We start from the raw sequence: 22,788 nt of genomic DNA, 5'->3' as shown, positions 1-22,788 counted from the left end.
TACTTTCATCCAATGCTGTTGGAGGACGGGTGATATCGCCGCTCCATTGAACCCGCATTCCACAATATTGCAACGCCGATCATCGCGGACAGAATCGACCCCGTGAAAATCGCAATTTTCACAGCCGCATAATCGCTTTCTACGGGAAAAGTCTGGCTTGCGATGAAGAGCGACATAGTAAAGCCGATGCCGGCCAACGCCCCTGCTCCGGCCAATTGACGCCAGGAATAGGCATACGGCTTGTTCGCAATGTTCAGCCATACCGCCATGGCGGCAGCGGCGATAAATCCGAGCGGTTTCCCGATTACCAACGCTGCAGCGGTACTCGCCATTAGCGGTGCATGGTTGCTGAATAGGCTTGTATCCATTACCACGCCTGCATTGGCCAGGGCGAATACCGGCAATACCAGAAAGCTCGATCTCGGCGCAACATGGCGAAGCATGCGGTCGGCAGGGGATTCAAGGCGATCATGGATGGCGTCCAGCGCCTCCAGCGCGGGCTCGGATGGGCCATAACGCAACACTTCCTTGCCGCGCTGCGTTTCCGCAGTCAGGATGGCGTCGGCTTGCAGCATCAGCGCCCTGAGATTGGGTGGCGGACGGGTTGGAATAAAAAGGGCGAGAATGACGCCCGCCAGGGTAGCGTGTATTCCGCTGGCATGTACGCAAGTCCAGAGAGCAATACCGAGGACCACGTAGGGGGACGCGCGATAGACGCCTCCCTCATTAAGCAGCGCCAGTAATCCCACGATAAGGACAGCGCTGGCCAGATACTCGATATGCAGATCCGCGGTGTAGAAGATCGCCACGACAATGATTGCGCCGATATCGTCGACAATAGCAGCCGCGGTAAGAAAAACACGTAACTCGATCGGAACGCGCCTGCCCATCATTGCGATCAACGCAATCGCAAATGCCGTATCGGTAGCCATCGGTACCCCCCAACCGAGGGGCCATGTGCCGTCCGGACCACCGGGCACCAGTATCAGATAGAGTATTGCCGGTACAGCCATTCCACCAATGGCCGCGGCAACCGGCAGCATGGCGGACTGGGGGTTTGCAAGATGGCCGATGGTGAATTCCCGCTTGATTTCCAGCCCGACAACCAGGAAGAAAATTACAAGCAGTCCGTCATTAATCCAGTTCTGCAAAGAAAGACCGAATTCCGCGCCGGCAAAGGTAAACCCCAGGCGCAGATTCCACAACTCGCGAAAATCGGGACCAATGATGGAATTGCTCAGCACGACTGCAAGTCCCGTGGCCACCAGCAGCATGATGCCCGTCGACGGCGCCCATTTGGCAAAATCCAGTGCAGCCGAGTGGACCACGTGACCTAGCGAGCCAAGCATAGCCTCGGAAAGGGAGTTCACATCCCACGGGCCATCGTAACGGCGATCATTGATGAAAAAGGTCGGCGTCATGATGACGCCGCTGGCGGTCGCGCTGTCGATATCCGCATCCACGCGAGCTTTGGCTTGCGCGGCGCTGTCATTTCCCCGAGGACCGCCATTGTCCGAACCGAGACTCAAGTCGGCGGCAAGCTTGCGCAGATCGTCGTCACTCAGCTTATCGGACCGGGTCATCAGCGCCACGTGCACATTCCAGAAGCGCGTGGGGTCGCTGCTATATGATTCCACCAACTCGGCTGCACGACGCGCGAGATCGCTTCCTTTCAGCGGCCGGTGACGAAACACATAGCGTAATCGGTTGCCAAACCGGTTGCGCAATTCTGCGACGCGCTCGTGGGCTGCGCGGGAGGAAGCGTCGGCATAGCTGCCGTATTCGACCAGTGTGATCTCGGCATCGGGAGGACCCAGAACATGGTCGTGCTTTTCGTCGACGGGCCGGTCGAGCCGGTTGGGCGGAGTCTCCGGTGTCACGGTCGATCGGGGTAGAAGGGATGTCGAGGGCGCTGCTTCACGCTGGGTAAATACGGCTGGATTCGAGCCCACGTATTTACTATGTGCTTACGTCCTGTTTACGTACGTCGGCAAGCGTGCAAAGATGGCTGCCCGATCAGTAGCTGAACTGTTCTCCCGGCACTTCCGCAAGTAACGGGGAAGCCAATCCCTGGTTTTCGATACGTTCGATGGCCCTCGACAGCGCGTCCCGGAATTCGCGAGCCTGCTCTGCCTGCATTATGTATGGCCTGCCTGGGTCAGCTTCGGCCAGTTTCTGCTGCTCATGAGCTAAAAAAGGAAAGCGAATAGAGAGCAAACCATCAATTGGCTCTGTTTTTACTTCCCATCCCGTGATAGGAAATTGAAAAAGATCGTCACCCATAAAAACTCCCGCCGGCAAATATAAAGCGCCAGTGTAGCAAAGCAAATGTTTCTTTTTTGTGGCCTAACGCACATAAGCGGGAGAACCGGCAGTGCTATCGGTGCCCCAATAGAAAGCGCGGTTATCAGGAATCCGTTCGGATAAATGAGGAGTCATGATGGTTGTCGTTTTCGCCGTTCTGCTCGAGCATGAGGTACAGTCTGCCAGCTAGCGTCCCGGCAATTTGATTTGCGATTGCAATCACTTCGCGATGAGCAGTGCCAGTCGTCCAGGCTAGATATAAGGCGTCCACGGGCGGCCTTTGTGGCGCGACTTCACCGCCGAAAACCATGTGCAGACCGGATAGAGCAGCATAACCACCCCTATCCAGATCAGGTAGACGATGGGAAGGCCGAATCCCCACCAGGAAGGAAATTGGGAAGACGAGGAATAGATATCTCCACTCATCCCATACGCAATGATAAGGGCCAGCCCGTGTATGACATATAGATGAAGAAGGTAAAAAAACAGGGGCACGCGTCCAAAAGTGATAAAAAAACGTCCGATTGCGCGTTGAGCGCCATACGCCTGCTCAAATGCTGAAAGCAGAATGAACATCAATCCCAGGGTCATCAGCAGATACAGCAGCGAAGGAGGATATTTCGTAGTGTTGACAAACGAAAGCAGTGTAAACAGAATAGTGTCCTGCCGTGACCAGGGCGCGGGGTCGCCATAGCCATTGTAAACGCGCAGGATGACGAAGGCTGCGATGAGAAGTATTCCGCATCCAAGTGCTGTTTTTCTTCTTGCAGTTAATGGCCATTGCATGACGGGGCCAAAGGCATAGCCCGCCGCCATTACCCCGATCCAGGGAATGAGGGGATAGATTACCGGGTAGTGCGGAATATGAAGCACGCTGAGCAGCCATCCCTGCCATTCGAGCCTGCCTTCCGCCGTCTGGAACTCCTCGAGCCATATGCCATCCAGGCCATCCAGCAGGTTGTGGCCAAAAATCATGACAGCACCGACGCTGGCTATCGCCCATAAAGGGAGATAGCTCAGTGCGGAAAGTACGACCATTGACCAGCCCAGCGCCCAGATGACCTGCAAGCTCATTTGGCTATAATCGAGGTTGAAATACCAGGAAAAACGCACAACAGTAACTTCGAGAATAACGAGCCAGAGTCCGCGGGTAAATAATCGGCTGGCAAGCTGACGGCGGTCCATACCGCGAGCAGCCGACAGAAAAGCACTGGTGCCTGCGAGGAAGACAAAAGTCGGTGCGCAAAGATGCGTGATCCAGCGGGTAAGAAAAAGCGCCCAATCTGTGCGGGAAAGGTCGGTAGCGCTGAAATCGGCCTCAGTGAAGAATCCACGCACGTGGTCAAGCGCCATGAGTACGATTACCAGCCCGCGCATGAGATCCACCGACGCGATGTAGGACGTGGCGGGTGAAGAAGTCATTGGGGAAGCTTTGTTCAGCATGAAACCTTTCACATCCTCCTTGAGGTTGAATTATCTCCGCACACGGGCCTTGCAGGTGGTTCCCGAAGATTCACCCCGAAAATTTGGTCTTCAGGGTGAGGGTAGGGCAGCGGATATCATAAACAGCTGTAGTTGTTACACCACAGCCATAGAGTACAAAGAGTAAAATGGCAGACCTGAAATAGACAAGGAAAGATTCTCCGCAATCAAACCAGTGTATGCCACCCCGGGGGGAAACAAACATGGACGAGCAAACGAAACCGCATATTGTGGGTATCAACCACGTCGCGCTTGAGGTCGGAAATATCGAGGAGGCGCTGGACTTTTATGGTCGCATTTTCACGTTCAAATTAAGAGGCCGCGGTCAAGGCTCCGCTTTCATCGATATGGGCGATCAGTTCATCGCGCTCATGGAAGGGCGCTCACAGAGCGCAGACGACCACAGGCATTTCGGTCTGGTCGTCGATGACCGTTCCCGCGTACGAGAACTCGCGGAAATAGCGGGCGCAACGATGCTGGAAGGCGCCAGGCTCGACTTCCTCGATCCGTGGGGCAACCGCATCCAGGTGGTCGAGTACCGCGACCTGCAGTTTACCAAGACTGACGCAGTGCTGAAGTCCATGGGACTGGACCTGGACAAGAGCGAAGAGGCGCAAGCGGAACTGCGCAAGAAAGGAATCGAGCCTTGAGCTGGAGGACCGAGCCACATGCCTCGCCTCCAGCGGCTGCCTACGTTCCTTCAAGTCTTATGCGGATAGACAAAAAAAAGAGCAGGTGACAATCCCCGTTGCAGATGTTGACGGTCAAACATTCTGCCTTGAATTCGCGTACGATTACAGCCCGCTATCTTAGCAATGCTCTTGCTCCTGCTTTAAATAACCCAGTCTATCAAGGAGCTCTTTATACCTTTGATGAGCTTGAGGCTATATTCGGGGACTTTTAACACATGCCCGACTTTGCTCGGGCTAATTACGAGGTCCAAAAAGAGATAATTTCAGATGCATTAGCAAAGATTACCAAATGATCCTATTGCAGAATCTAATCAGCGCTTAGATCAGTTGGTTGAGTACTGTGAAAAGATGATGGAGAAGAACTCACTGTAGCATAAGGCTTCCCTTTTGCTACACTAAAAAAAACAATGCTAATGCATTGTTTTTTTTAGGTTCGTGGTGTGGCGAAAGGCTGTGGCGAAAAGAATGGAGGAAATCAGGCATGAAAATCGGCTATGCGCGGGTATCGACTGACGATCAGAATCTTGACTTGCAGATGGACGCTTTGAACAAGGCAGGATGTGAACGGATATTCACCGACCAGGGCGTCAGCGGGGCTACTATCGAGCGTGAGGGACTATCCCAGGCGATTGCAGCAGTCGGGAAGGGTGATGTGCTGGTGGTGTGGAAACTCGACCGGCTGGGCCGGTCACTGAGTTTCCTAATAGAGTTGATCGATAAGTTACGAAAAGACCGGGCGGGATTTGAAAGCCTATCGGATGGCATCAACACCACGACCGCAGGCGGGAAACTGGTGTTTCATATCATGGGTGCACTGGCCGAGTTCGAACGTGTGCTGATTTCTGAAAGATCAAAGGCCGGGATGCAAGCTGCAAGAAAACGGGGGAAGCATTTAGGTCGGCCAGTTAAATTAAGTCAGGAGCAAATTAATCACGCGGCGGGGATGGTCAAGGAAGAGCGGGAAACAGTTTCCGGCATGGCCGAATTGTTGAAGGTGGATCGCACTACCCTGCATCGAGCGTTAAAGCGGAAAGCCAAACGATCACCTCATCAGCATTTTTATCTGGCGGAAATACCGGATAAAAGCACTTCCTGACTACGCCATCTTTGATAATGAGCGTCAGTCTCTTGATCAGTCTTAGACCGTCAACCTCAAGCATAGGCAATTCCATCGCCGAGGAAAACGAGTACATTGAATCGCTTAACAGTGGATAGGGTAACTTTAGGCGAATAGCAGCTTCTTTTTGTGCTTCCGGTGTTTGAGAGCTTAGCCCATAAACGCTTATACAATTGCGTTTGAATTCAGCGTGATTCTCACGATAAGAACAAACTTGTGGCGTACACCCTGCGGCACCGGGAATTTGCACCCAACCTTTAGGAATGGCAAATCCGGGGCGACCGGTCATGGGGTAACAGAAGATAACATTCCAACCTGCTAATTGGGACAGATTGATTCTTTTATCATCTGTGGAGGGGAGAGAAACATCGGGCAGCAGCATGTTTTCCAGATGCTGACACGCACCATCATCCATCGGGATTGGTAGATCTGCAGGAATAGAGTTCAGTACATCTGGTAATGACTGGGTTTTTTGCATATTGATTTCCCAGGAATAAAACTTGCTGGTATTAATTATTTCCCACTTTTAATCAAAAAATGGATCTGCCGGCAGCTGCTATTTTGAAACGCGGCTAAAGAAATGGATCTGTTTTTGAAATGATTTTCCCACTTCTCTTTTTTGTTGGGCCGCTGCTGAAAGCAGGCGGCTAGGCGCGGCCAGGGGCCCCGCGGCGTTTCACAACTTCCACACCCCGTTTTTCTCGATCTCGTCATGCATGGCGTCCGGGGCCAGGTCAAGCTCACCCGGCCATGTGACCGCACCAAGCTCTACGTGCGCCTGGGCGAATATTTCGGGGTCGGCCAAAGCCGCAAAAACTCCGGCATTGGGTGCGTGTACAAACTCGGCCATTTCGACCTCGCCTTCCAGCCCATCAGCGAAGCGAACGCGCAGCCGGTAGCCGTCCAACGCTTCGACGGCCATCACATCCCAACACACCCCGCCAGTCTGTATAGGTGGGACTACAGAAGCGGCGAGATTTTCTTTGGTGACTGCATGGCTTGACATAATTCCCAATCCTCCATAAGTTCGTCGCGGTGTTCCTGCGCCCATTCAAGCACCAGCACTAGCGCACGCCGTGACATTTTACCTTGCAGTATCTTCAAGGTGTGTATGTCGATTGCTACCTGTTCACCTGCATATCTTGCATGAAAATGCGGCGGTGAATGATCGCGCCAATACATCTGAATTATAATCCCATAAAACGTGCTTATGATTGGCATGGCTCTATCTCCTTAGTTAAGCGGCTTTCTGCCCGCTTTGTTGGCCTTCCACCAAATCCATGATATAACGGTGCGCCTTGGCGGCTTGGCTGGTTGCGGTGAATATTGCGCGTTTGTCGCTTTTCAGCACCTTCAGCCATGAATCGATATACCCGGCATGGTTCGGGATCATAGACGCGGCAAAGCCAAGTTCCGCATTCAGGAAAGCGCTGCCAAGCTCGGTAATCAATTCCTCGAAAGCGTAGGATTCTGTACCAAAGCGGCTGGCGAAGTCACGCGCTAAACGGTGCTTGGCTCTGGTCCAATGCGTCAGCTCGTGCAGGGCCACGCTGTAGAACTCGACCTCCGAAGCAAAGCGGTTTCGTTCCGGCAAATAAATTTCATCGGTCGAAGGGCGATAAAACGCCTTGTCGCCCTGTTCGCGGATAACTGCGCCGGAACGGATCAAAACGTTTTCGGCCGCATCGATCTGCTGAAAACTCGTTAAGCTGCGCGGTGGTCTGTGGCTTGTCTATGCTGTCTATCTGGTCAAGATTGAATAACCAGAATGGCTTAATCACGCGTATGGAGTCGGTTTTTTTCGGTGCTGTCGCCTTCGTTCTCCGACTCGCGCTCAAGCGTCTTGAAAAAAACGCACGTAACGCTCTTCTCACCTCTACGGACTTGGCCGCCCATCTCTGCCGCTTGTGTGTAGGTCAGCCAGCGGTCGCTTGAATAGCCGTGAGTCATGGCCGAGGCCCACAACAAAAGCACGTTTACGCCCTGATAGGTCGCGCCGGTCCTATGGTTGCGGGGCAAGCCGTTGCCGGTTCGTGCCCAGGTAATATTGCTTTTTTTCCCGCTTTCCAACATGGCGATAATTTCTTCCGTGATCTGTGCATACATATCTTTCTTAGGGCTGCTGGTGGTTTTCATGCTCTGGATTCCTCGCGGTTCGGGTTAATAAATACATCCTTTCGCTTGGCCTTCCTCGGGCCGCCCTTGGGGCGGCGGTGGTGGGGATAGTCCTTGCCTTCATGGGCAAGGGTTGGGAATGGGTGGGGTAGATGGACGGGAAGCAACAGGCCGCTGTTTCCTGCCCGTTGCGTTCTGGTTATCCCCCCTCAAGTCCCCCTCGCAGAGGGTCGGGGGCTTGAGGGGGATAATCTCTAAAACAGCTTTGGTTTAATCCTGCAATTGAGATTTTGACAGCGTGGTCGAATGGACGAGACTGCTAGATGGATCTGCGAGTTATTGTCAAATGTCGAGTATGGCTTGCTATTAAGCGGCGATTTTCTTGCTGTTTTCCGGCACTCCGTTTTTGAACTGAACGCCGGCGATCAATCTGCCAAACATCCCGCTCCTTTCAATTTGCGCCAATCGCGTTCAGCACTTTTGGCCAGCATGTTTCGTCGTGACACCATACGCCGCCTCACTCCTCCTTGACATACGCAAGTTTTTGAGCATAGCTTCTCTAATAGGCCTGTCGGACTATTGCAATTATTATTATGTCATAACATGATCTACTCGGCTACGGGGCAACTGGCGTTGAATTAAGCTGGATTAAAGGCTGAGCTGGGATTGGTTGCTGCCACCAAGGAAACTGCTACTTAACCTATAAGAGAGAAAAATAATGAATATAATGAATAAGTGGTGTTCTGGGATTTTGATCGCACTAGCTATACCGCTTTCGACCAATGCTGCACCTGTCGCAGTTTCTTATTCCGCAACTATTGGGTTCAACCCATCAGCAACCGTCGGGGTGGGGGGCCAGAATGCGGGCACATTGATCAATGAGTTGTTCGGCTCCGGAATTGGCTCCACGGGAACTGCGAAAGTGACGGGAGTGTTTACATATGAAAGCACCGCGCCTGCCCTAAACAGTAACAGTCGGAGTGCTGGCTACATAAATGCGATCACAGGGGCAACCGCCACCATTGGCGCCTCAACGGTAACCGCAGACATTCAAGATATTGCAGCCAATGCAGCGACGAGTCAAATTGGTTACAACAAGGACCCCTCGTCGTCGATATGGTGCGTCAGCCCCGGTACTTGCTTACAAAATAATCTGACGTTCGCTCCCACCGGAAACCTGATACAAGTTGTCAACAATAGCGATTTCTATCTCAACCCAAATGGGACTCCGGCCTACTATTATGACCGCGATGCGATTGCTCTAGCAATTGGTTTCACGCCCGGTCATAGCGCCTTATTTCCCCGCCTTTCGACGCCGAGCTTTGGCGACGTGAATGTACAGGCGCTGTCTTTTATCCTTATTTCCACTGCGGACAAAAGTCTCGTTGATAGCGTATTGCTGCCAGATTCAGCTTCATTCGTTACCTCAAGTGAGGTGGAATCGTCACTTTTAACACTCGTATTTTCCGGTCCCGGTTTGGAAAATGATTTCACCCTAACCGGTCAATTGAACAACTTTACGACAAGCCCCATTCCTGAACCAGCGAGTTGGGCAATGTTCATCAGCGGTCTCATTTTTGTTATAAGTTTGATCGGACGGAATCGCCGATATTCGTCACCGAATGGCAGGGACTTGCGTAGCACGTAAAGCCCGGTCCCGCTGACAGTATGTGAGTGGGTTGCCCCGCCCCTAAGGAATTATCCTAATACCTGGTCTATAGGCTACAGTAAGCGCCCCATGCCACGTCCAAAACCACGTTCCAATGCTTTCAGCCGTTGTAGCATCGCGGCTTTCTGTGCATGGGGCGTAGCGGATTTAACAATATCCGTACGCGCCTGGTTGACGTTAGCCAGGGCGCGTTCTCGCAAATTCTCGATTGCGCGCTTGCGCTGTAGCTGTTGCCGGTAAGAGAGTTTTGGCGCATCCGCAGCTGGCTTCCCAAGGTCCTGAACAAACGCTCGCATCTGGCCGTGATCCTTCTGAAGTTTTTTGAATGTTGCCTCTACCGCCTGGCTTATATCAACTTTGGGATCAATTAATGCCTTGTCCAAGACGCATACTGTCGCTATCGCTTCTTTGCGCAGTGGGCTAAACGGCAAAGTTGCCGCCTTTATCTCGGCTTTTAGGATTCGGCTCTGCTTTGCAGCGGCGCGGCGAAGATTCAGAGCGTCCACTGTTGGCGCTGCCTGGTTCATTTTCGCTTTGTACCATTCCTGCTTTTGCCTCAACCGTTCGATTCCCTTTTCAACTCGGTCCAGCGTCTGCAGTCGGTCGCGGCGCAAGGTCGCGCCCTGCTCGATGCCTAGCGCGTTCAGTTTCTCCGCGAAAGCCGAGCGCAGTGCAAACAACTCGGGCGGGTTCAAGCGCAGCTTTTGTTTCTTTTCGAGCTGGTTATAGTTATTGATGACTACATGCACATGCGGTTTGTGTGCTGAAGAACTCCCACTGTGTGCGGAAGAACTCCCTCAATCGCCCTTAAAACCGGCTCTAATGCCGTGTTCATAAGGCTATTGTTATGTTAGCAGGGATACTTCAGCCCAACAGGCAAAAATGGACTTTCATAGTGGCCGAAGTCTGCGGGGCAGCCGTCGCACCCACATAAGACTTCTTTGAAATTTCCTGAGCATTGCGAGCTCAATTTGCGTACAATCCCAAACAGCCCTGTATCAGCAAAATGGGCAAGCGCAACAATGCAATGACAACATCTTAATTCGGCGCGTGTGCCGCGAACGTGCGGATGCGCCCGAGGTCTGGACTGCATTCATTTGAACCCGTGAAGCTATAGTCTGGCTTCGTCCATGAAGAACCAGCGTGCGGAAGCCTTTGTCATCCGCGAATTCTCGTTAATACAACCGGAAATTCGGCCGTAAATATTGACTCTGGCCACGGTAACGCACCTGGTTAATTTATAGAGATAAGTTACGGACAGATGATTTTTAGCTCTCCGAAGTTCATTCTGCTATTTCTACCGCTAGCGTTCTTCGGCTACTTCTTCCTGAATCGACTTCGACTTGTCCTCGCAGGCAAGGCGTGGCTCGTGGCTGTAAGCCTGTTCTTTTACGCCTACTGGAACATTGCTTACCTGCCGCTTCTTCTGGGTTCCATATTTTTCAACTTTGCCGTTGGCACAAGTCTTTCCCGAAATCCGGCATCGAGTCGCCCGTGGTTTTCACCCCGTTTTGTTCTGGGCGCCGGCATTGTTGCGAATCTTGGTTTGCTTGGCTATTTCAAGTACGCCGACTTTCTGATCGAAAATATTAATACTGCATTCGACGTTGGTTTGAATTTGCCTCAGATCCTGCTGCCATTGGGTATCAGTTTCTTTACATTCACGCAAATCGCCTACCTGGTGGATAGTTACCGGGGGGAAGCCAAGGAATACGATTTTCTCAACTACGCGCTGTTTGTTACCTTCTTTCCTCACCTGATAGCGGGTCCAATTTTGCATCACCGCGAAATGATGTCGCAATTCGCATCCCGCTGGACGCTGGCTGTGCGTTATCGGAATATCGCCCTGGGTCTGTTCATTTTCAGTATTGGTCTGTTCAAGAAGGTGGTCATCGCGGATACCTTTGCGGTCTGGGCAGATGCCGGATTCGATGGCGGAAAGACGCTTGATTTTTTCAGTGCCTGGGCAACCAGTCTCTCGTACACGTTCCAGCTCTATTTCGATTTCAGCGGATACTGCGATATGGCGATCGGCGCTGCGCTGCTGTTCAATATATGGCTGCCCATCAATTTCAATTCTCCCTATCAGGCATTGGACATACAGGATTTCTGGAGAAGATGGCACATGACGCTTAGCCGCTACCTGCGCGATTATCTCTACATTCCATTGGGCGGCAGCCGTTGCTCCACGCCACGCGTTTACTTCAATCTCATGGCGACCTTTATATTGGGCGGCCTCTGGCATGGCGCAAGCTGGATGTTTGTCATATGGGGTGCGCTTCACGGTGCTGCGCTGGTTGTTCATCGGGCGTGGAGCGGGCTGGGTTTGAGCATGCCTAAAGCGGCGGCATGGCTGCTGACGTTCAACTTCATCAACATCACCTGGATTTTCTTTCGGGCAAACACTCCTGATGATGCGCTCAGGGTGATACGCGGAATGGCGGACATCGACTCGGTTCTGAATTTTCCGGTAATAGACATACCGGCCAATAGCCTGGTGTGGGGCGGCTGGTTTTCGGATTATCTTCTGAGATGGCTGCCTGCCGGTCTTGCTGCGAACGTACTCTGCTTCGGCGCGATCATGCTCACGCTGGGAATTATCAGCCAGAAGAATTCATTTGAGTTGATGGTAGACGGCCATGGCGCGGTAAAACTGTCGGGCGCGCTTCTGTTGTTTTGCATCGCGATGCATTTCACGATGGCAACGACAAGCTCGGTATTTCTTTACTTCAATTTTTAAGCCATCGCCATGAAAAAACGGGTTTTCATGTTTGTCTGGGTTGCCTTGCTTGCGCTGGCGGTTGTTCCGGCAATTAACCTGAACCTGGGAAATGGACAAAAAAAGGGGGAGCAGGAATGGTGGAGAGCGTCTGTACTCTACAACTTCGATTTCGCCTCAGCCTTCCTGAGCCGCTTCTTTTATCCACATGGAATTTCCACTAACCCGGATCAGGTATTGATAGGAAAAGACGACTGGCTCTACCTTGGGGAGAAATACGGAAATACGATCACTGCCGGACGCCGTGGTGCGACTGTCGAGGATGCGGAAGTCGCCAGGATAATCGGGCACGCAACGGAATCGTGGAGCCAGTGGTTGAATCTCAAAGGCGTCAGTACGTTCCGGGTCATGCTGGGACCCGACAAGGGAAGCATCTATCCCGAGTTTCTTCCTGACTGGGCACAGCCTGCCTCGGCGTCCGCGACGGATACGTTGTTGGCTAATGTCAGCCAGGGCCTTTATGTTGATACCAGAACCGCGTTGAGAACGGCAAAATCCCGGTTTTCAGAGTCCCTCTACTACAAAACGGATACCCATTGGAACAGCCTGGGAGCCTGGGTGGCATTTCATGCTTTCCAGGCGGAGATTGCCCGCACTGAAGCAGGGTTGAACTGGCTTACCGAGCAGGATGTGCGTATTTCGGGCATCGGCGATCGCCAGGGGGGGGATTTGGCTAAATTCCTGAGGTTGAAGGAAACATTGCGAGATAATGAGGTGGTCGTCGATATCATCAGCAAGCTGCCCATCGAAACCGAGCAGTACGATTTCGAGACGGGCCGCCTCAAGCATTCCGGCGGAAATCCCGAAATTCATACCGCGCAGCGCCCATTACTTGTCAAGTCGAAAAATGCCTTGAATCAGAAGAGAATATTGTGGCTGCGCGACTCTTTTGGAACGGCGATGGCTCCTTTTATGGCTGCCACCTTTAGTGAAACGCTCCAACTCCATTACGACGCGGCGCATCCCGAGACATTTGCCCGTCTGGTGGATATTTACAAGCCGGATTACGTTTTCATAACGGTGGTCGAACGGGGGGCCAGAAGGAAGAGGTTCGGAAGTCTTCCGCCGCTGATGTTTTCCTCAGGGAAAACGGAAACTTCCGAGGCGATAAGCCGTAGCGTTTCCTTCTGAAACCGGCATCATAACGCTCGCAAACCATATAGGTATGGGTCGGGCTAGCGCAGCGTAAACGGACGAGGATTAATCAATGCGATAGAGGCGAGCACCGTTCCGTATACCTGCTCTTCTTCACGTCATGACTCCTTTCCATTGAGGGTGAAAATCATGCCGGAAATTCTACTTTTAAATGGTACGGTTTACTGGGGTAGGGTCACCATTATCTCATCCCAAACCCAAGATAACTTCAGCTTACTCCTAGAACTCCAAGCCCTGCTATAAGCACAAGAGCAAACGTACTCCAAAACATTACCCTGTTGTTCATGGCGTACCTCCTTAATTGAGATGTCTTATCTCGTAGCTATAGTATATTTCTCGCAGTTAAGGGCTTCTTACATGCTAACCGCCCTAATTACGTCAGTAAAAAATAATTAACCAACGCTGGAATCTGGCTGCCTTCTGGTGCGTCCCTTGTATGTATACCTGAGAGGTCAATTATGTAATTGCGGCTCTGATAGCTTTTAATGGGCCAGGAATTTATGCACAGAAAAAGAAATCAATGGCTACGATAAGAGAAAAGTGCGGGCAACACACCAAGCTGTCCAACGGCCGATCTCATAACTTCGCCAATCTCTCGGGGCTTTCGATATTATCGAAAGCAAGTAAGAACGTGCGCTTCTTCAAACGCTACTTCATCGTGGATTTTCATTCCGTTAAACGCTCGCGCACAGCTCAGCTGAAAGCCATGTATTCGTCCACGAAAACGGGAACCGCCCATGACTTGCACAATTTCTACCAACACTAATTCTGTACCGAGGAGCAAAGCAACATTGTCACCATTGGCTACAGTATCGTTATAACGAACTCCATAAAGACGCTCTCCGGCATAAATGATGGATGAATGCGCAACACGCTTGGTGAACATAGTAGCTTTTCGCTTGAAAGCTCAAGTAGAGAGGGGAATAGGGCAAGCGGTTCTATCCCAACTTGATGATCATTGAGATTATCTCCATTGATCATAGCCATCCATACTTCATTTCACATAATGGCAACATCATGGCAAGAATCTCTGCGAACTGACCGCCACCTAGCACCAAATTTTTTCGATCACGAACAAGCTAATGTTGTTTTGCACATCCAGCGGCTCACCATTAAACAGAAGACCCGCAACATTAACTATTCGATTGAAATGCAAAACAACCTGAGTTAAAAGAATGGAAAGACGAATTACTGGAAGCGAAAGTCATACTGGTTTGACACGATGAATGGCCGGGCAAGACAGGCTTCCTGTTTTATTTTTATTGTTCGTCCAAGTCGACTGTAAGGTGCAGCCGCGAAGGTGAGGCGACTTCTGTAGGTGGTATTAACGTAACTACCTTATTGCCGGGTTGCGCTTTATCCAGATGGCGGCACACACCATTGACTGTTGCCCCAATATGCGTTGCCATGTTTTTGTAAGAAACTGCTCCAGAGACTTTGGCTTCGGCTTGCAGTTCAAGATATTCGTATGAGTGGATAGGCCCAACGACAGTACCGTTGATAATCGCGTATGAAACTTCGATTTGGCCTTGAACAAAGGCCTCCTTACTCATGATCAGTGTGCTGGACCTGTCGCCTGAGGCGGTAATATTTCCAGTTACACGGCCATCTATTCGCAATCCTCCCTGAAAGTTGATATCGCCGCGAATTTCGGTATCTGTGCCGATAAGTGAATCTATATGGTTTGGCGATTCATTAGTCTTCTTTTTTCCAAACATGTTTTTTTAAGTCCTCTCGTAAAAGAAAGGCATGGCACTGCAGCACTCAATCATGAGTCACCATAAGCGCCGCAATTGAAGTTTTCTAGAGGGCATTGTTGAGCCTATCGCTCAGACGTCGGTTCAGCTGACGTCTTTCCGCTTCCCGTCGCTCTTTGATTGGTGATGGCGCAACCTCTTCCTCTCCGGCAATTAACCAGTCCAGGGAAAAGACAAGATTCGAACGTAGTTTAATCAGCTTACTTATTTCCGGCGTGGAGAACCCTTTCTCCCATTGGGAAACCGCTGCTCTAGTGACCCCGCATAACTCACCCAATTGAGTCTGATTGAGGTTATGTCTGCGACGCAGCTGGACGAGCCTTGATCCCATATTCGTTTGATTCAGTTTAGAGGTATTCAATATTTTATTTTTTCAATTACAAAAATTGGATATGAAATTTATGATAGTAACGCTTTACTCGTATGTCAAGTATTATTTAACTTTCATGAAAGGGGCAAAGGGTATCCTGGAGTTACCCGGCCATGTTTTTTTCCAATCTGATCTACCGATACCTCCGTTGGACAGGCGTGTTATCTTTTTCCTGAATAACTTCAGTTCAGGCTTATCGCCCGCCTTTAACAGGGGGAAGATTGCGCAATAAAAACCCGCTTAACGCGGGTTGGCGCAATAGTCAGCGCAATGGGAGGACTACTCGATTGATGGCAGAGGGATATTCATCTCTTTGGCCTTGGCCTCGACAGCTCCGGAAGTTCTGCCAAGCTTCAATGCGATTCGCCTGATGGGTACATTCTGGCTGACCATGGCCTCCAGAATGTGAATGTGCTCTGCTGTCCAGGGGCCATATGAATTATATGCTCGCTGCCGTCTTTCGCCCTGCCGCCTCTCGTTGGTTCTGCGCTCCGGTTCACGCCTGGTAACTCCAGGGCGCGCGCTATCATCTCTGCATATCATGGCTATGATTTGCTCCGCTGTCGATGCTAGAGAGGATTGCGATTTCCGAGATACACAATTTTCAGCAATAATTTGCACCAACTCAACAAGCTCTGCTCGGCGCTCGGGCGGGAGGGTGTTCAAAACATTCTTCAATATTTGATATGACTGCTGAAGCTCTTCGTTCCACAGATCTAATACATCTTCATCTGGATTTTCTCTATTTGAGAGGCCAACATTCTTGCCGGGTTTCGCCTCATCTTCCATAGGAATCCTCCTTTTTTAATCAGACTTTTTTAGGTGATGGCGATAAGAGGGTTGGAGTGATTTTCGCACGTGCGAAAATACAGCCGATCCCTCATTTTGGGTTGCACACCTGCTCGGCGGCCACATCTATTCGTGTGCCCGGGGCCACCATCTTTTTTCTTCCCTTTTCCACCGTGATGTAGCAATGCGCCTTGCTGACCGCCAGGGACCAGCTGATCAGTTCAATGCGCCTGCTGGCGTGAACTGCTGTGTTAAAGGTGCCTTGACATAAATGTAAAGTATAACTAGTCTTTCAATAAGAAAGCGAGCGTTTATATTTATATCAGCATGTGTATTCAGGGATAGGTACGCGTCTTATACAGTTACAGCTCAGATATAAGCTTAACCAGGGCCAGTTGGGGGAGCTATGTGATGTTACTAGAGCCGCGATTTCTCAATGGGAGAAGGAAATCTCCACGACGGGAATAAGCAAGCTGATTAAACTAAGTTCAAATCTTGTTTTTTCCCTGGACTGGTTGATTACGGGTGAGGAAGAAGTAATATTGCGACCAGTGATCTAACGAAGACCGTATAACAGGCGTCAATGGAAGCGGCGCTCTAGAAATAGATTCAACGTTCTCTGAAACTGCCCAATTACCATGATGATGTTGCCTGGATGGGGGTTTAAACACCACATTTCTGAGAGAAGGGTTCTGAAGATCCCTCTATCTGCTCAAGTGGAAGTTGGAATGCTTGGCAGGGCTGAGCTGAGTTTCATCGATCTTGGCCTTTGCTCAGTTTTCTGGATTGAATCTTTCCCACGAAGTTTTTGTCATCGGTTTAATAGAACATCTCACGCAACCTCGTCGAACTCGACGGCGAGAGTCTCCAGAAACCTGGCTGTCATCATATAGGAGGGTCGCGTCAGCAACGGCGCTCTCCTGTCGCGCAACTCTTGGCCAAAGCTGCGCGCCCCGTTCGGATTGTCCTTGCCGATGTAGGCCACAATGGCGCGCAAATCCTCGCGGGCCCTCAGCCGCCACTCGATGCAGCAAGGTGTCTTTGTCTTCGCCACGGATCGGCCGGCCAGCGCGGGATGCCAGTGCGCACAATGGCCTGAAATCGGCCTCGTAGCCCAAGCTGTCGGTGCAGCTATTCACATGGGCGATAAGGGCGAATATCCGCTGGTCCTACACTTGATGCTCATGTGGCTTGCATCCACGTCAAATTAATCCAACGGAGTTTTTTCCCTTTACCCGGGATAGATCGGGGATAGGATTGCGAGCAAGATCAACTAAGTCAGCCAGAGCATCTCAAGTTTGAGGCGCAACTGACGTAATCAGGGTATTGCAAACCGGAAAACTGGCATGGTTCAACGTTCCGCCTCCTAAATCTGCTTCTCGCTGGCTCGGCTGGTTACGCGAGCAAGTTGTTGCATATTGTAGTAGAGGCGATCGCTATCTCAGAGGTTTCGCATAGCTGAAGTAGACAGGCCGCGATACGATAGAGATTCGCGGCGTTTCGGAGATGGAGACAGAAATCTACAAACATACTCTCCCTGCCGAACACACCCTATCTCGGCGGGCTGTCGCCACTCTAACGTTTACGATTTTTATATCACTTACCCTGGTGAGCTGGTTTGTCGTCCACAATTTACAGGAGCGGAACGAAAATACCCGATTCGATAAGGTGGTAGCAGAGGTTATCCAAAAGATCGAGCACCACTTTTCGGCATATGAACAGGTATTGAAAGCAGGGCGGGGACACCTGCTTGCCTCCAATTTCGTTTCACGGGATGGATGGCGCACATACGTAAATGCCCTGCGGATAAATGAGAGATATCCGGGTATTCACGGTGTCGGTTTCGCCAAATATATCTCACCTTCAGAGCTCGCGGCCCACGTAGAGGAAATACGTGCGGAGGGATTCCCTGATTATAAAGTCTGGCCGGAGAATTCGCGGCAAGAGTACACCTCAATCGTCTATCTTGAACCCTTTTCGGGAAGCAACCTGCGCGCGCTAGGATACGACATGTTCTCGGACGCTGTCCGACGCACCGCCATGTCCCGCGCGCGCGATACGGGAGAAGCCGCGCTCTCGATCAAGGTAGAGCTCGTCCAGGAAACCGGCGAAGATATCCAGGCGGGCGTTCTTATGTACGTCCCGTATTACGGGATTGAAAACCTGCCGGAAACACTGGGAGAAAGGCACAAATCGCTTGCAGGCTATGTATATGCGCCGATCAGAATGGATGACTTCGTACGAGCCACCCTTCGCACCGAGCTTGATGTTCTGGATTTGAGAATATTTGATGGCGGGGTAATGGAAGAAAGTTCTCTTCTTTTCGACAGCGCAAAACATCGGCTTGGACCGCTGCCCGATCCTAAATTTAAACGAATCATACCTCTATCCTTATCCGAGTATGGACAGACATGGGCGATCGAAGTGTCTTCACGTCCCGTATTTGAAAAAGCGACAAAAAGTTACCAGGCGTTTCTCGTTCTGTTAGGCGGAATTCTGGTCAGTATTTTGACGGCCATGGTTGCCTTTGTACTTTCTGGAAACAAAGAGAGAGTTGCGGCGCTAGGCCGGATAAATAAAAAACTGCTGTTGGCAATGGAGGAGCAGGAGTCAACAACACTGGAGCTTCTGAACTCGAAGATTCGAACAGAGAGGATCCTGGAAAGTATTGCCGATGCTTTTTACACCTTGAATCGGGAATGGCGCTTCACCTATATAAATAAGGAAGCGGAAAACCTGCTACGGCGCGACCGCGGTGACCTTCTGGGCAAAGTGATCTGGGAAGAATTTGAGGAGACAAAAGGAACAGTCTTTGATCGTGAATACCATCAAGCGCTCATGGAAAACGCCGCAGCGACATTTGAAGAGTTCTATGTCCCCCTTGGCAAATGGTTCGAGGTACACGCATATCCGACGGAAGAAGGCCTGACTATTTATTTTCGCGATATTACCACTCGCAAAGAAGCCGACGCGCGCATTCGCCAACAGGCTTCTCTTCTCGACAAGGCAACGAATGCGATCATTGTTCGTGGAATCGATGACTGTATTCAGTTCTGGAACCAGGGAGCCTGGCGGCTTTATGGGTGGATATCCGAAGAGGTAATGGGCAGACCGGTTGGCATGTTATATGACAGTATGACAGCCTTTAATGAAGCAACCAGGTTGCTGCTCAATGCTGGCGAATGGCGGGGCGAAATAAGGCAGCGGCGCAAGGACCAAAGCATGCTGATCATTGAAGCCCATTGGACTTTGGTTAGAGATGACGAGGGGCGACCATGGTCGATTTTGGAGATCAACACAGATATTACCCGGCGCAAGAGCGCTGAGAACGAAATCCAGTACTTGGCATTCTATGATTCTTTGACTGGATTACCCAACAGGCAACTTCTGCTGGATCGCCTGCGGCAAGCCCTCGCTTCTGGCGCCCGGCACCGGCACACCGGCGCATTGCTGTTCATAGACCTGGATAATTTTAAATTGCTCAATGACACGCTGGGCCACGACTTGGGTGACAGATTGCTGCAGCAGGTCGCTCCTCGCCTGATCTCCAGCGTACGCGACAGCGACACCGTAGCCCGCCTGGGCGGCGACGAGTTTGTGGTAATCCTGGCGGCTAACTTTAGCGAAGATCATGACGAAGCCGTTGCTCAGGTAAGAACCATTTGCGAGAGGATTCGCAGCGCGTTCAATCAGCCTTTTACCTTGGATGTATACAAACATCACACCACGCCAAGTATCGGCATCGCGCTATTTAACGTTCAGTCACACACGGCCGACGAACTGCTGAAGCGGGCAGATCTCGCGATGTACCAGGCAAAAGCATCAGGTCGCAATGCCATGTGCTTTTTCGATCCGGATATGCAAGCAGAAATGAATGCTCGCGCTATTCTGGAATCGGATTTACACAAAAGCTGGGAGAGAAACGAGTTTGTTCTCCACTATCAGCCCCAGGTGAGTAATGATGGAATCATAGGCGCCGAAGCGCTGGTACGATGGCAGCACCCGCGCCGAGGCCTCTTGTCTCCATCCGAATTCATTCCTCAGGCTGAGGAAATCGGCCTGATTCTGCCTTTGGGCGCCTTGGTTCTGGAAACGGCATGCAATCAGCTGGCAAGGTGGTCGCTTCAACCGGAGACGGCCCAGCTCCATCTCTCCGTAAATGTCAGTCCGCGCCAGTTTTGCCAACCCGATTTTGTCGAGCAGATGATCTCGACGCTCGAGCGGACCGGCGCCAATCCACAAAGGCTCACGCTTGAGCTTACCGAGAGCATCCTGGTAAGCAATATGGATGAAACCATTGCAAAAATGATGGCACTGAAAGCCAAGGGTTTGGGTTTTTCCCTGGATGACTTCGGAGTCGGCTATTCCTCGCTCTACTATCTGAAACGCCTTCCCCTGGATTGGGTAAAAATCGATCAGTCATTTATAAGAGACGTGCTGATTGATCATAACGACGCAACAATCGTCCGCGCTATTCTGCTCCTTTCAAAAAGCATGGGATTAGCGGTAATTGCCGAAGGGGTGGAAACCTTGGCACAAAAGGACTTTCTCGCTATGCACGGATGTAGCGCCTACCAAGGCTATCTGTTCAGTCCGCCTCTGCCATTAGACCGATTCGAGGATTTCGTGCGTGGAGGAGGCAGACGGGCTGTATGAACAAGAGCCGTATATACCCTATCCGAAAGCCGTTATGCGGATCCGTTATGGCGGATTTTAATTTCGTTGATTTGGTTTTACCCTGTCTAAGAATTTTGTTGCTTTTCCTTTCTCTGCTTCCACCTAATTGTTCCAAACGTACCTAAATAGGCGCCTATAAACGCAGCGGTTATATAGATTTTGTTCTCTACATAAGTAGTGACTGTAAATGCGTGCACCAGAACAATCATAGCTGACCAAAACGACGCGCCATATGCCTTTCTTTCATCTACATCAATGAAATATAGTGTCCAACATATATCTGCGAGCGCCATTGCCAGGACAATTAATAAAAACGTGACAATTGAAAATTCCATACGACGACCTAAAAATAGTAGTAGTGCGCCGAATTAAACGGCTCGCAAGTGTTGTGAGTCAACTACTTGTGTCCGGCAGCAGCCGATAGGGTTCCTCGAAAACAACGAGCGATCCCTGCCAGGTCTCCCATGGTTTAATCGGGATGAGAATGCGAACGTAGCATCAATAAACGATTACCAAAAGAATCGCTTATATGCAGCCTGCCAAGTTGACCTGAAGAGAATAATTGACTGAATTTGGTTTTCGATCACCCAACATTTCGATAATAGATTGGCGTCGGCGGTTTTGGATAAAGATCCTTCACAAATCCGATTGCCTTCCCTTGATAACATGTCGGACCCCGAATTGACAAGGACCCATTGCTTTCTTTGATTTCCAGACTTCCTCCGATCGAACTGGTGACGAGCGGAAACGCCATCCCGAAGACCTTGGCCGTCACGTACGCGCTTGCCGCGCTTCCTGTTCCGCAACTTCTGGTGATGTCCTCAACGCCCACTTCGTACGTGTACACGGAGATGCCTTCCTGGTTGGGCCAGATAAAATTAACGTTCACGCCTTCCGGATGACCGACGAGTTCACTTAGTGATTTTTCTTCTCTTAAGGATTTGCCGAGCATCCTTGCGCTCTCCACATCAAGTTCCGAGCAAAGAACCACTATATGGGGGACACCGGTAAAAACAAAATGAAGCTGATGGTTGATTTGCCGATAGTTTCGTGCCTCACCCAGATTCACCTCGATCAGGTCATCGACTACGCACACCTCCTTCTCGCCATCGCCGGTAAGGATCCAAAATGAATCATTGGAAATGTGCGTGTCCCGTAAATACCGGGTTGCGCACCGCAGACCATTCCCGCACATGGTCTCTTCAGTTCCATCGCTATCGAAAATCTTCATCGTGGGAACTCCACGCAGCTGGTCCACGTAGATAATGCCATCGGTTCCATGCTGAGTCGCCAGCGCGCTCGAAATCAGCGATCGATCAAACCCATTCAGCGGGGTTTTCATCTCATCCACTATCAAGAACGAATTGCCACACCCGTCAATCTTTGTCGCTTTGATTCTCATCGTCCTCCGCGCCTCATGAGTTCATAAAATTCTCCAGCAAGAAGGCACGTTGGTATTCCCCCATACCTCCAATTGTTACAAAGCCTGTAAAACAACAACGCTGCTAAGAGCGAGCCCGTTGACACTGCTCCAATGTTTTCAGCGGTTAATTTCCGCAAAAAATCGATTACAGGCAGGATGCTGCCTAAAAGGCCGCTCTTTTCCTTGCGGTGGTTCCAATTCACCCCACACAGGCTTGGCGTAAATTAAAAGCTGTCGAGGAATCTGATTAAATCCGGTATGAGGTCATATGTGCCATGACAATGTGGTTCTCCCCGCTTGTTATTCCGTTGGAGAATGCTTATGAGCGGAGAAAACCACATGTACCGATGAGGAGATGGTGTTTGAGGGTCGAAGTACGGAAATCGAAAAAGCGGATCCCCGAGTTGGGCACCTTACCTTGCGCAACCGAACTGCCATGGAGTTCAAGATTTCATGCCG

Annotated in this window: 22 protein-coding genes; 7 read left to right on the top strand and 15 right to left on the bottom strand. The window is 50.9% G+C overall.

All coding sequences use genetic code 11. From position 1 onward, the window contains the following. Positions 1-5 precede the first annotated feature (5 nt). The 3 genes from nhaA to CRO05_RS10405 all read right to left on the bottom strand — a co-directional run bounded on the left by nhaA (position 6) and on the right by CRO05_RS10405 (position 3,747). Positions 6-1,880, bottom strand: coding sequence for a Na+/H+ antiporter NhaA (nhaA, locus tag CRO05_RS10415; protein WP_097067134.1), 1,875 nt, complete (start codon positions 1,878-1,880; stop codon positions 6-8). 136 nt (positions 1,881-2,016) lie between these two features. Further along, complete coding sequence (locus CRO05_RS10410) at positions 2,017-2,283, bottom strand: hypothetical protein (protein ID WP_097067133.1); 267 nt, start codon at positions 2,281-2,283, stop codon at positions 2,017-2,019. Between the two features lie 273 nt (positions 2,284-2,556). Next, complete coding sequence (locus tag CRO05_RS10405) at positions 2,557-3,747, bottom strand: DUF1624 domain-containing protein (protein WP_200814371.1); 1,191 nt, start codon at positions 3,745-3,747, stop codon at positions 2,557-2,559. A 242-nt stretch (positions 3,748-3,989) separates the two neighbouring features. On the opposite strand from CRO05_RS10405, the gene CRO05_RS10400 reads away from it, so the two are divergent. Next, positions 3,990-4,436, top strand: coding sequence for a VOC family protein (locus tag CRO05_RS10400; protein ID WP_097067132.1), 447 nt, complete (start codon positions 3,990-3,992; stop codon positions 4,434-4,436). 523 nt (positions 4,437-4,959) lie between these two features. Beyond that, positions 4,960-5,574, top strand: a complete 615-nt coding sequence (locus CRO05_RS10395; protein ID WP_097067131.1) for a recombinase family protein — start codon at positions 4,960-4,962, stop codon at positions 5,572-5,574. Here the strand turns inward: CRO05_RS10395 and CRO05_RS10390 are convergent. From CRO05_RS10390 to CRO05_RS10370, 5 genes are all read right to left on the bottom strand, one after another. After that, the gene (locus CRO05_RS10390; RefSeq protein WP_200814369.1) at positions 5,483-6,073 is read right to left on the bottom strand and encodes a peroxiredoxin; all 591 of its coding nucleotides are present in this window, start codon (positions 6,071-6,073) and stop codon (positions 5,483-5,485) included. The genes CRO05_RS10395 and CRO05_RS10390 overlap by 92 nt on opposite strands. 198 nt (positions 6,074-6,271) lie before the next feature. Continuing rightward, on the bottom strand, positions 6,272-6,601 hold the full coding sequence (locus CRO05_RS10385) for a DUF2442 domain-containing protein (protein WP_097067130.1): 330 nt from the start codon (positions 6,599-6,601) through the stop codon (positions 6,272-6,274). Continuing rightward, entirely contained in the window at positions 6,556-6,816 is a 261-nt protein-coding gene (locus tag CRO05_RS10380) for a DUF4160 domain-containing protein (RefSeq protein ID WP_097067129.1), read from the bottom strand. Before CRO05_RS10380 ends, CRO05_RS10385 begins: the two co-directional genes overlap by 46 nt. A 16-nt stretch (positions 6,817-6,832) precedes the next feature. Continuing rightward, on the bottom strand, positions 6,833-7,285 hold the full coding sequence (locus CRO05_RS10375; RefSeq protein ID WP_255405935.1) for a zincin-like metallopeptidase domain-containing protein: 453 nt from the start codon (positions 7,283-7,285) through the stop codon (positions 6,833-6,835). Between the two features lie 83 nt (positions 7,286-7,368). Beyond that, positions 7,369-7,731, bottom strand: a complete 363-nt coding sequence (locus tag CRO05_RS10370) for an ArdC-like ssDNA-binding domain-containing protein (RefSeq protein ID WP_097067127.1) — start codon at positions 7,729-7,731, stop codon at positions 7,369-7,371. A 697-nt stretch (positions 7,732-8,428) separates the two neighbouring features. On the opposite strand from CRO05_RS10370, the gene CRO05_RS10360 reads away from it, so the two are divergent. Next, positions 8,429-9,358 carry a hypothetical protein gene (locus CRO05_RS10360; protein ID WP_097067125.1) on the top strand — a complete coding sequence of 310 codons (930 nt, stop codon included), beginning with the start codon at positions 8,429-8,431 and terminating at the stop codon, positions 9,356-9,358. 74 nt (positions 9,359-9,432) lie between these two features. Here CRO05_RS10360 and CRO05_RS10355 read toward each other — a convergent pair whose 3' ends face one another. Further along, positions 9,433-10,128 carry a hypothetical protein gene (locus tag CRO05_RS10355; RefSeq protein WP_097067124.1) on the bottom strand — a complete coding sequence of 232 codons (696 nt, stop codon included), beginning with the start codon at positions 10,126-10,128 and terminating at the stop codon, positions 9,433-9,435. A 512-nt stretch (positions 10,129-10,640) separates the two neighbouring features. On the opposite strand from CRO05_RS10355, the gene CRO05_RS10350 reads away from it, so the two are divergent. Next, on the top strand, positions 10,641-12,119 hold the full coding sequence (locus tag CRO05_RS10350) for an MBOAT family protein (protein ID WP_097067123.1): 1,479 nt from the start codon (positions 10,641-10,643) through the stop codon (positions 12,117-12,119). A 9-nt stretch (positions 12,120-12,128) separates the two neighbouring features. Beyond that, a complete protein-coding gene (locus tag CRO05_RS10345) occupies positions 12,129-13,289 on the top strand; it encodes a hypothetical protein (RefSeq protein ID WP_097067122.1) in 1,161 nt (386 codons plus the stop codon). Positions 13,290-13,923: 634 nt separating this feature from the next. On the opposite strand, the gene CRO05_RS10340 is transcribed toward CRO05_RS10345, so the two are convergent. From CRO05_RS10340 to CRO05_RS15330, 4 genes are all read right to left on the bottom strand, one after another. Next, positions 13,924-14,199, bottom strand: coding sequence for a hypothetical protein (locus CRO05_RS10340; protein WP_097067121.1), 276 nt, complete (start codon positions 14,197-14,199; stop codon positions 13,924-13,926). A 373-nt stretch (positions 14,200-14,572) separates the two neighbouring features. After that, on the bottom strand, positions 14,573-15,031 hold the full coding sequence (locus CRO05_RS10335; protein WP_097067120.1) for a polymer-forming cytoskeletal protein: 459 nt from the start codon (positions 15,029-15,031) through the stop codon (positions 14,573-14,575). An 85-nt stretch (positions 15,032-15,116) separates the two neighbouring features. Continuing rightward, entirely contained in the window at positions 15,117-15,401 is a 285-nt protein-coding gene (locus CRO05_RS16135; protein WP_097067119.1) for a helix-turn-helix domain-containing protein, read from the bottom strand. 318 nt (positions 15,402-15,719) lie between these two features. Continuing rightward, entirely contained in the window at positions 15,720-15,983 is a 264-nt protein-coding gene (locus tag CRO05_RS15330) for a hypothetical protein (RefSeq protein WP_143860914.1), read from the bottom strand. Between the two features lie 575 nt (positions 15,984-16,558). Between CRO05_RS15330 and CRO05_RS16130 the strand changes: the two genes are divergently transcribed. Further along, positions 16,559-16,789, top strand: a complete 231-nt coding sequence (locus CRO05_RS16130; RefSeq protein WP_097067116.1) for a helix-turn-helix transcriptional regulator — start codon at positions 16,559-16,561, stop codon at positions 16,787-16,789. A 272-nt stretch (positions 16,790-17,061) separates the two neighbouring features. On the opposite strand, the gene CRO05_RS15725 is transcribed toward CRO05_RS16130, so the two are convergent. Further along, a complete protein-coding gene (locus tag CRO05_RS15725; protein WP_200814366.1) occupies positions 17,062-17,283 on the bottom strand; it encodes a type II toxin-antitoxin system RelE/ParE family toxin in 222 nt (73 codons plus the stop codon). A 452-nt stretch (positions 17,284-17,735) separates the two neighbouring features. Here CRO05_RS15725 and CRO05_RS10305 point away from each other — a divergent pair, with 452 nt between their 5' ends. Beyond that, entirely contained in the window at positions 17,736-20,885 is a 3,150-nt protein-coding gene (locus CRO05_RS10305) for an EAL domain-containing protein (protein ID WP_097067115.1), read from the top strand. 604 nt (positions 20,886-21,489) lie between these two features. Here CRO05_RS10305 and dapF read toward each other — a convergent pair. Continuing rightward, positions 21,490-22,308, bottom strand: a complete 819-nt coding sequence (dapF, locus tag CRO05_RS10295) for a diaminopimelate epimerase (protein WP_097067113.1) — start codon at positions 22,306-22,308, stop codon at positions 21,490-21,492. Positions 22,309-22,788 lie beyond the last annotated feature (480 nt).

The organism is Nitrosovibrio sp. Nv4 (assembly GCF_900215485.1).
Taxonomy (GTDB): Bacteria; Pseudomonadota; Gammaproteobacteria; order Burkholderiales; family Nitrosomonadaceae; genus Nitrosospira.
This window is presented reverse-complemented; position numbering and strand designations above follow the sequence as displayed.

Excerpts from the sequence above, each read along its gene's own strand:
- CRO05_RS10410 (WP_097067133.1), bottom strand. The coding sequence starts at position 2,283 with ATGGGTGACGATCTTTTTCAATTTCCTATCACGGGATGGGAAGTAAAA.
- CRO05_RS10405 (WP_200814371.1), bottom strand. The coding sequence starts at position 3,747 with ATGCTGAACAAAGCTTCCCCAATGACTTCTTCACCCGCCACGTCCTAC.
- CRO05_RS10400 (WP_097067132.1), top strand. The coding sequence starts at position 3,990 with ATGGACGAGCAAACGAAACCGCATATTGTGGGTATCAACCACGTCGCG.
- CRO05_RS10395 (WP_097067131.1), top strand. The coding sequence starts at position 4,960 with ATGAAAATCGGCTATGCGCGGGTATCGACTGACGATCAGAATCTTGAC.
- CRO05_RS10390 (WP_200814369.1), bottom strand. The coding sequence starts at position 6,073 with ATGCAAAAAACCCAGTCATTACCAGATGTACTGAACTCTATTCCTGCA.
- CRO05_RS10385 (WP_097067130.1), bottom strand. The coding sequence starts at position 6,601 with ATGTCAAGCCATGCAGTCACCAAAGAAAATCTCGCCGCTTCTGTAGTC.
- CRO05_RS10380 (WP_097067129.1), bottom strand. The coding sequence starts at position 6,816 with ATGCCAATCATAAGCACGTTTTATGGGATTATAATTCAGATGTATTGG.
- CRO05_RS10370 (WP_097067127.1), bottom strand. The coding sequence starts at position 7,731 with ATGAAAACCACCAGCAGCCCTAAGAAAGATATGTATGCACAGATCACG.
- CRO05_RS10360 (WP_097067125.1), top strand. The coding sequence starts at position 8,429 with ATGAATATAATGAATAAGTGGTGTTCTGGGATTTTGATCGCACTAGCT.
- CRO05_RS10350 (WP_097067123.1), top strand. The coding sequence starts at position 10,641 with ATGATTTTTAGCTCTCCGAAGTTCATTCTGCTATTTCTACCGCTAGCG.
- CRO05_RS10345 (WP_097067122.1), top strand. The coding sequence starts at position 12,129 with ATGAAAAAACGGGTTTTCATGTTTGTCTGGGTTGCCTTGCTTGCGCTG.
- CRO05_RS10340 (WP_097067121.1), bottom strand. The coding sequence starts at position 14,199 with ATGTTCACCAAGCGTGTTGCGCATTCATCCATCATTTATGCCGGAGAG.
- CRO05_RS10335 (WP_097067120.1), bottom strand. The coding sequence starts at position 15,031 with ATGTTTGGAAAAAAGAAGACTAATGAATCGCCAAACCATATAGATTCA.
- CRO05_RS16135 (WP_097067119.1), bottom strand. The coding sequence starts at position 15,401 with ATGGGATCAAGGCTCGTCCAGCTGCGTCGCAGACATAACCTCAATCAG.
- CRO05_RS15330 (WP_143860914.1), bottom strand. The coding sequence starts at position 15,983 with ATGATATGCAGAGATGATAGCGCGCGCCCTGGAGTTACCAGGCGTGAA.
- CRO05_RS10305 (WP_097067115.1), top strand. The coding sequence starts at position 17,736 with ATGGAGACAGAAATCTACAAACATACTCTCCCTGCCGAACACACCCTA.
- dapF (WP_097067113.1), bottom strand. The coding sequence starts at position 22,308 with ATGAGAATCAAAGCGACAAAGATTGACGGGTGTGGCAATTCGTTCTTG.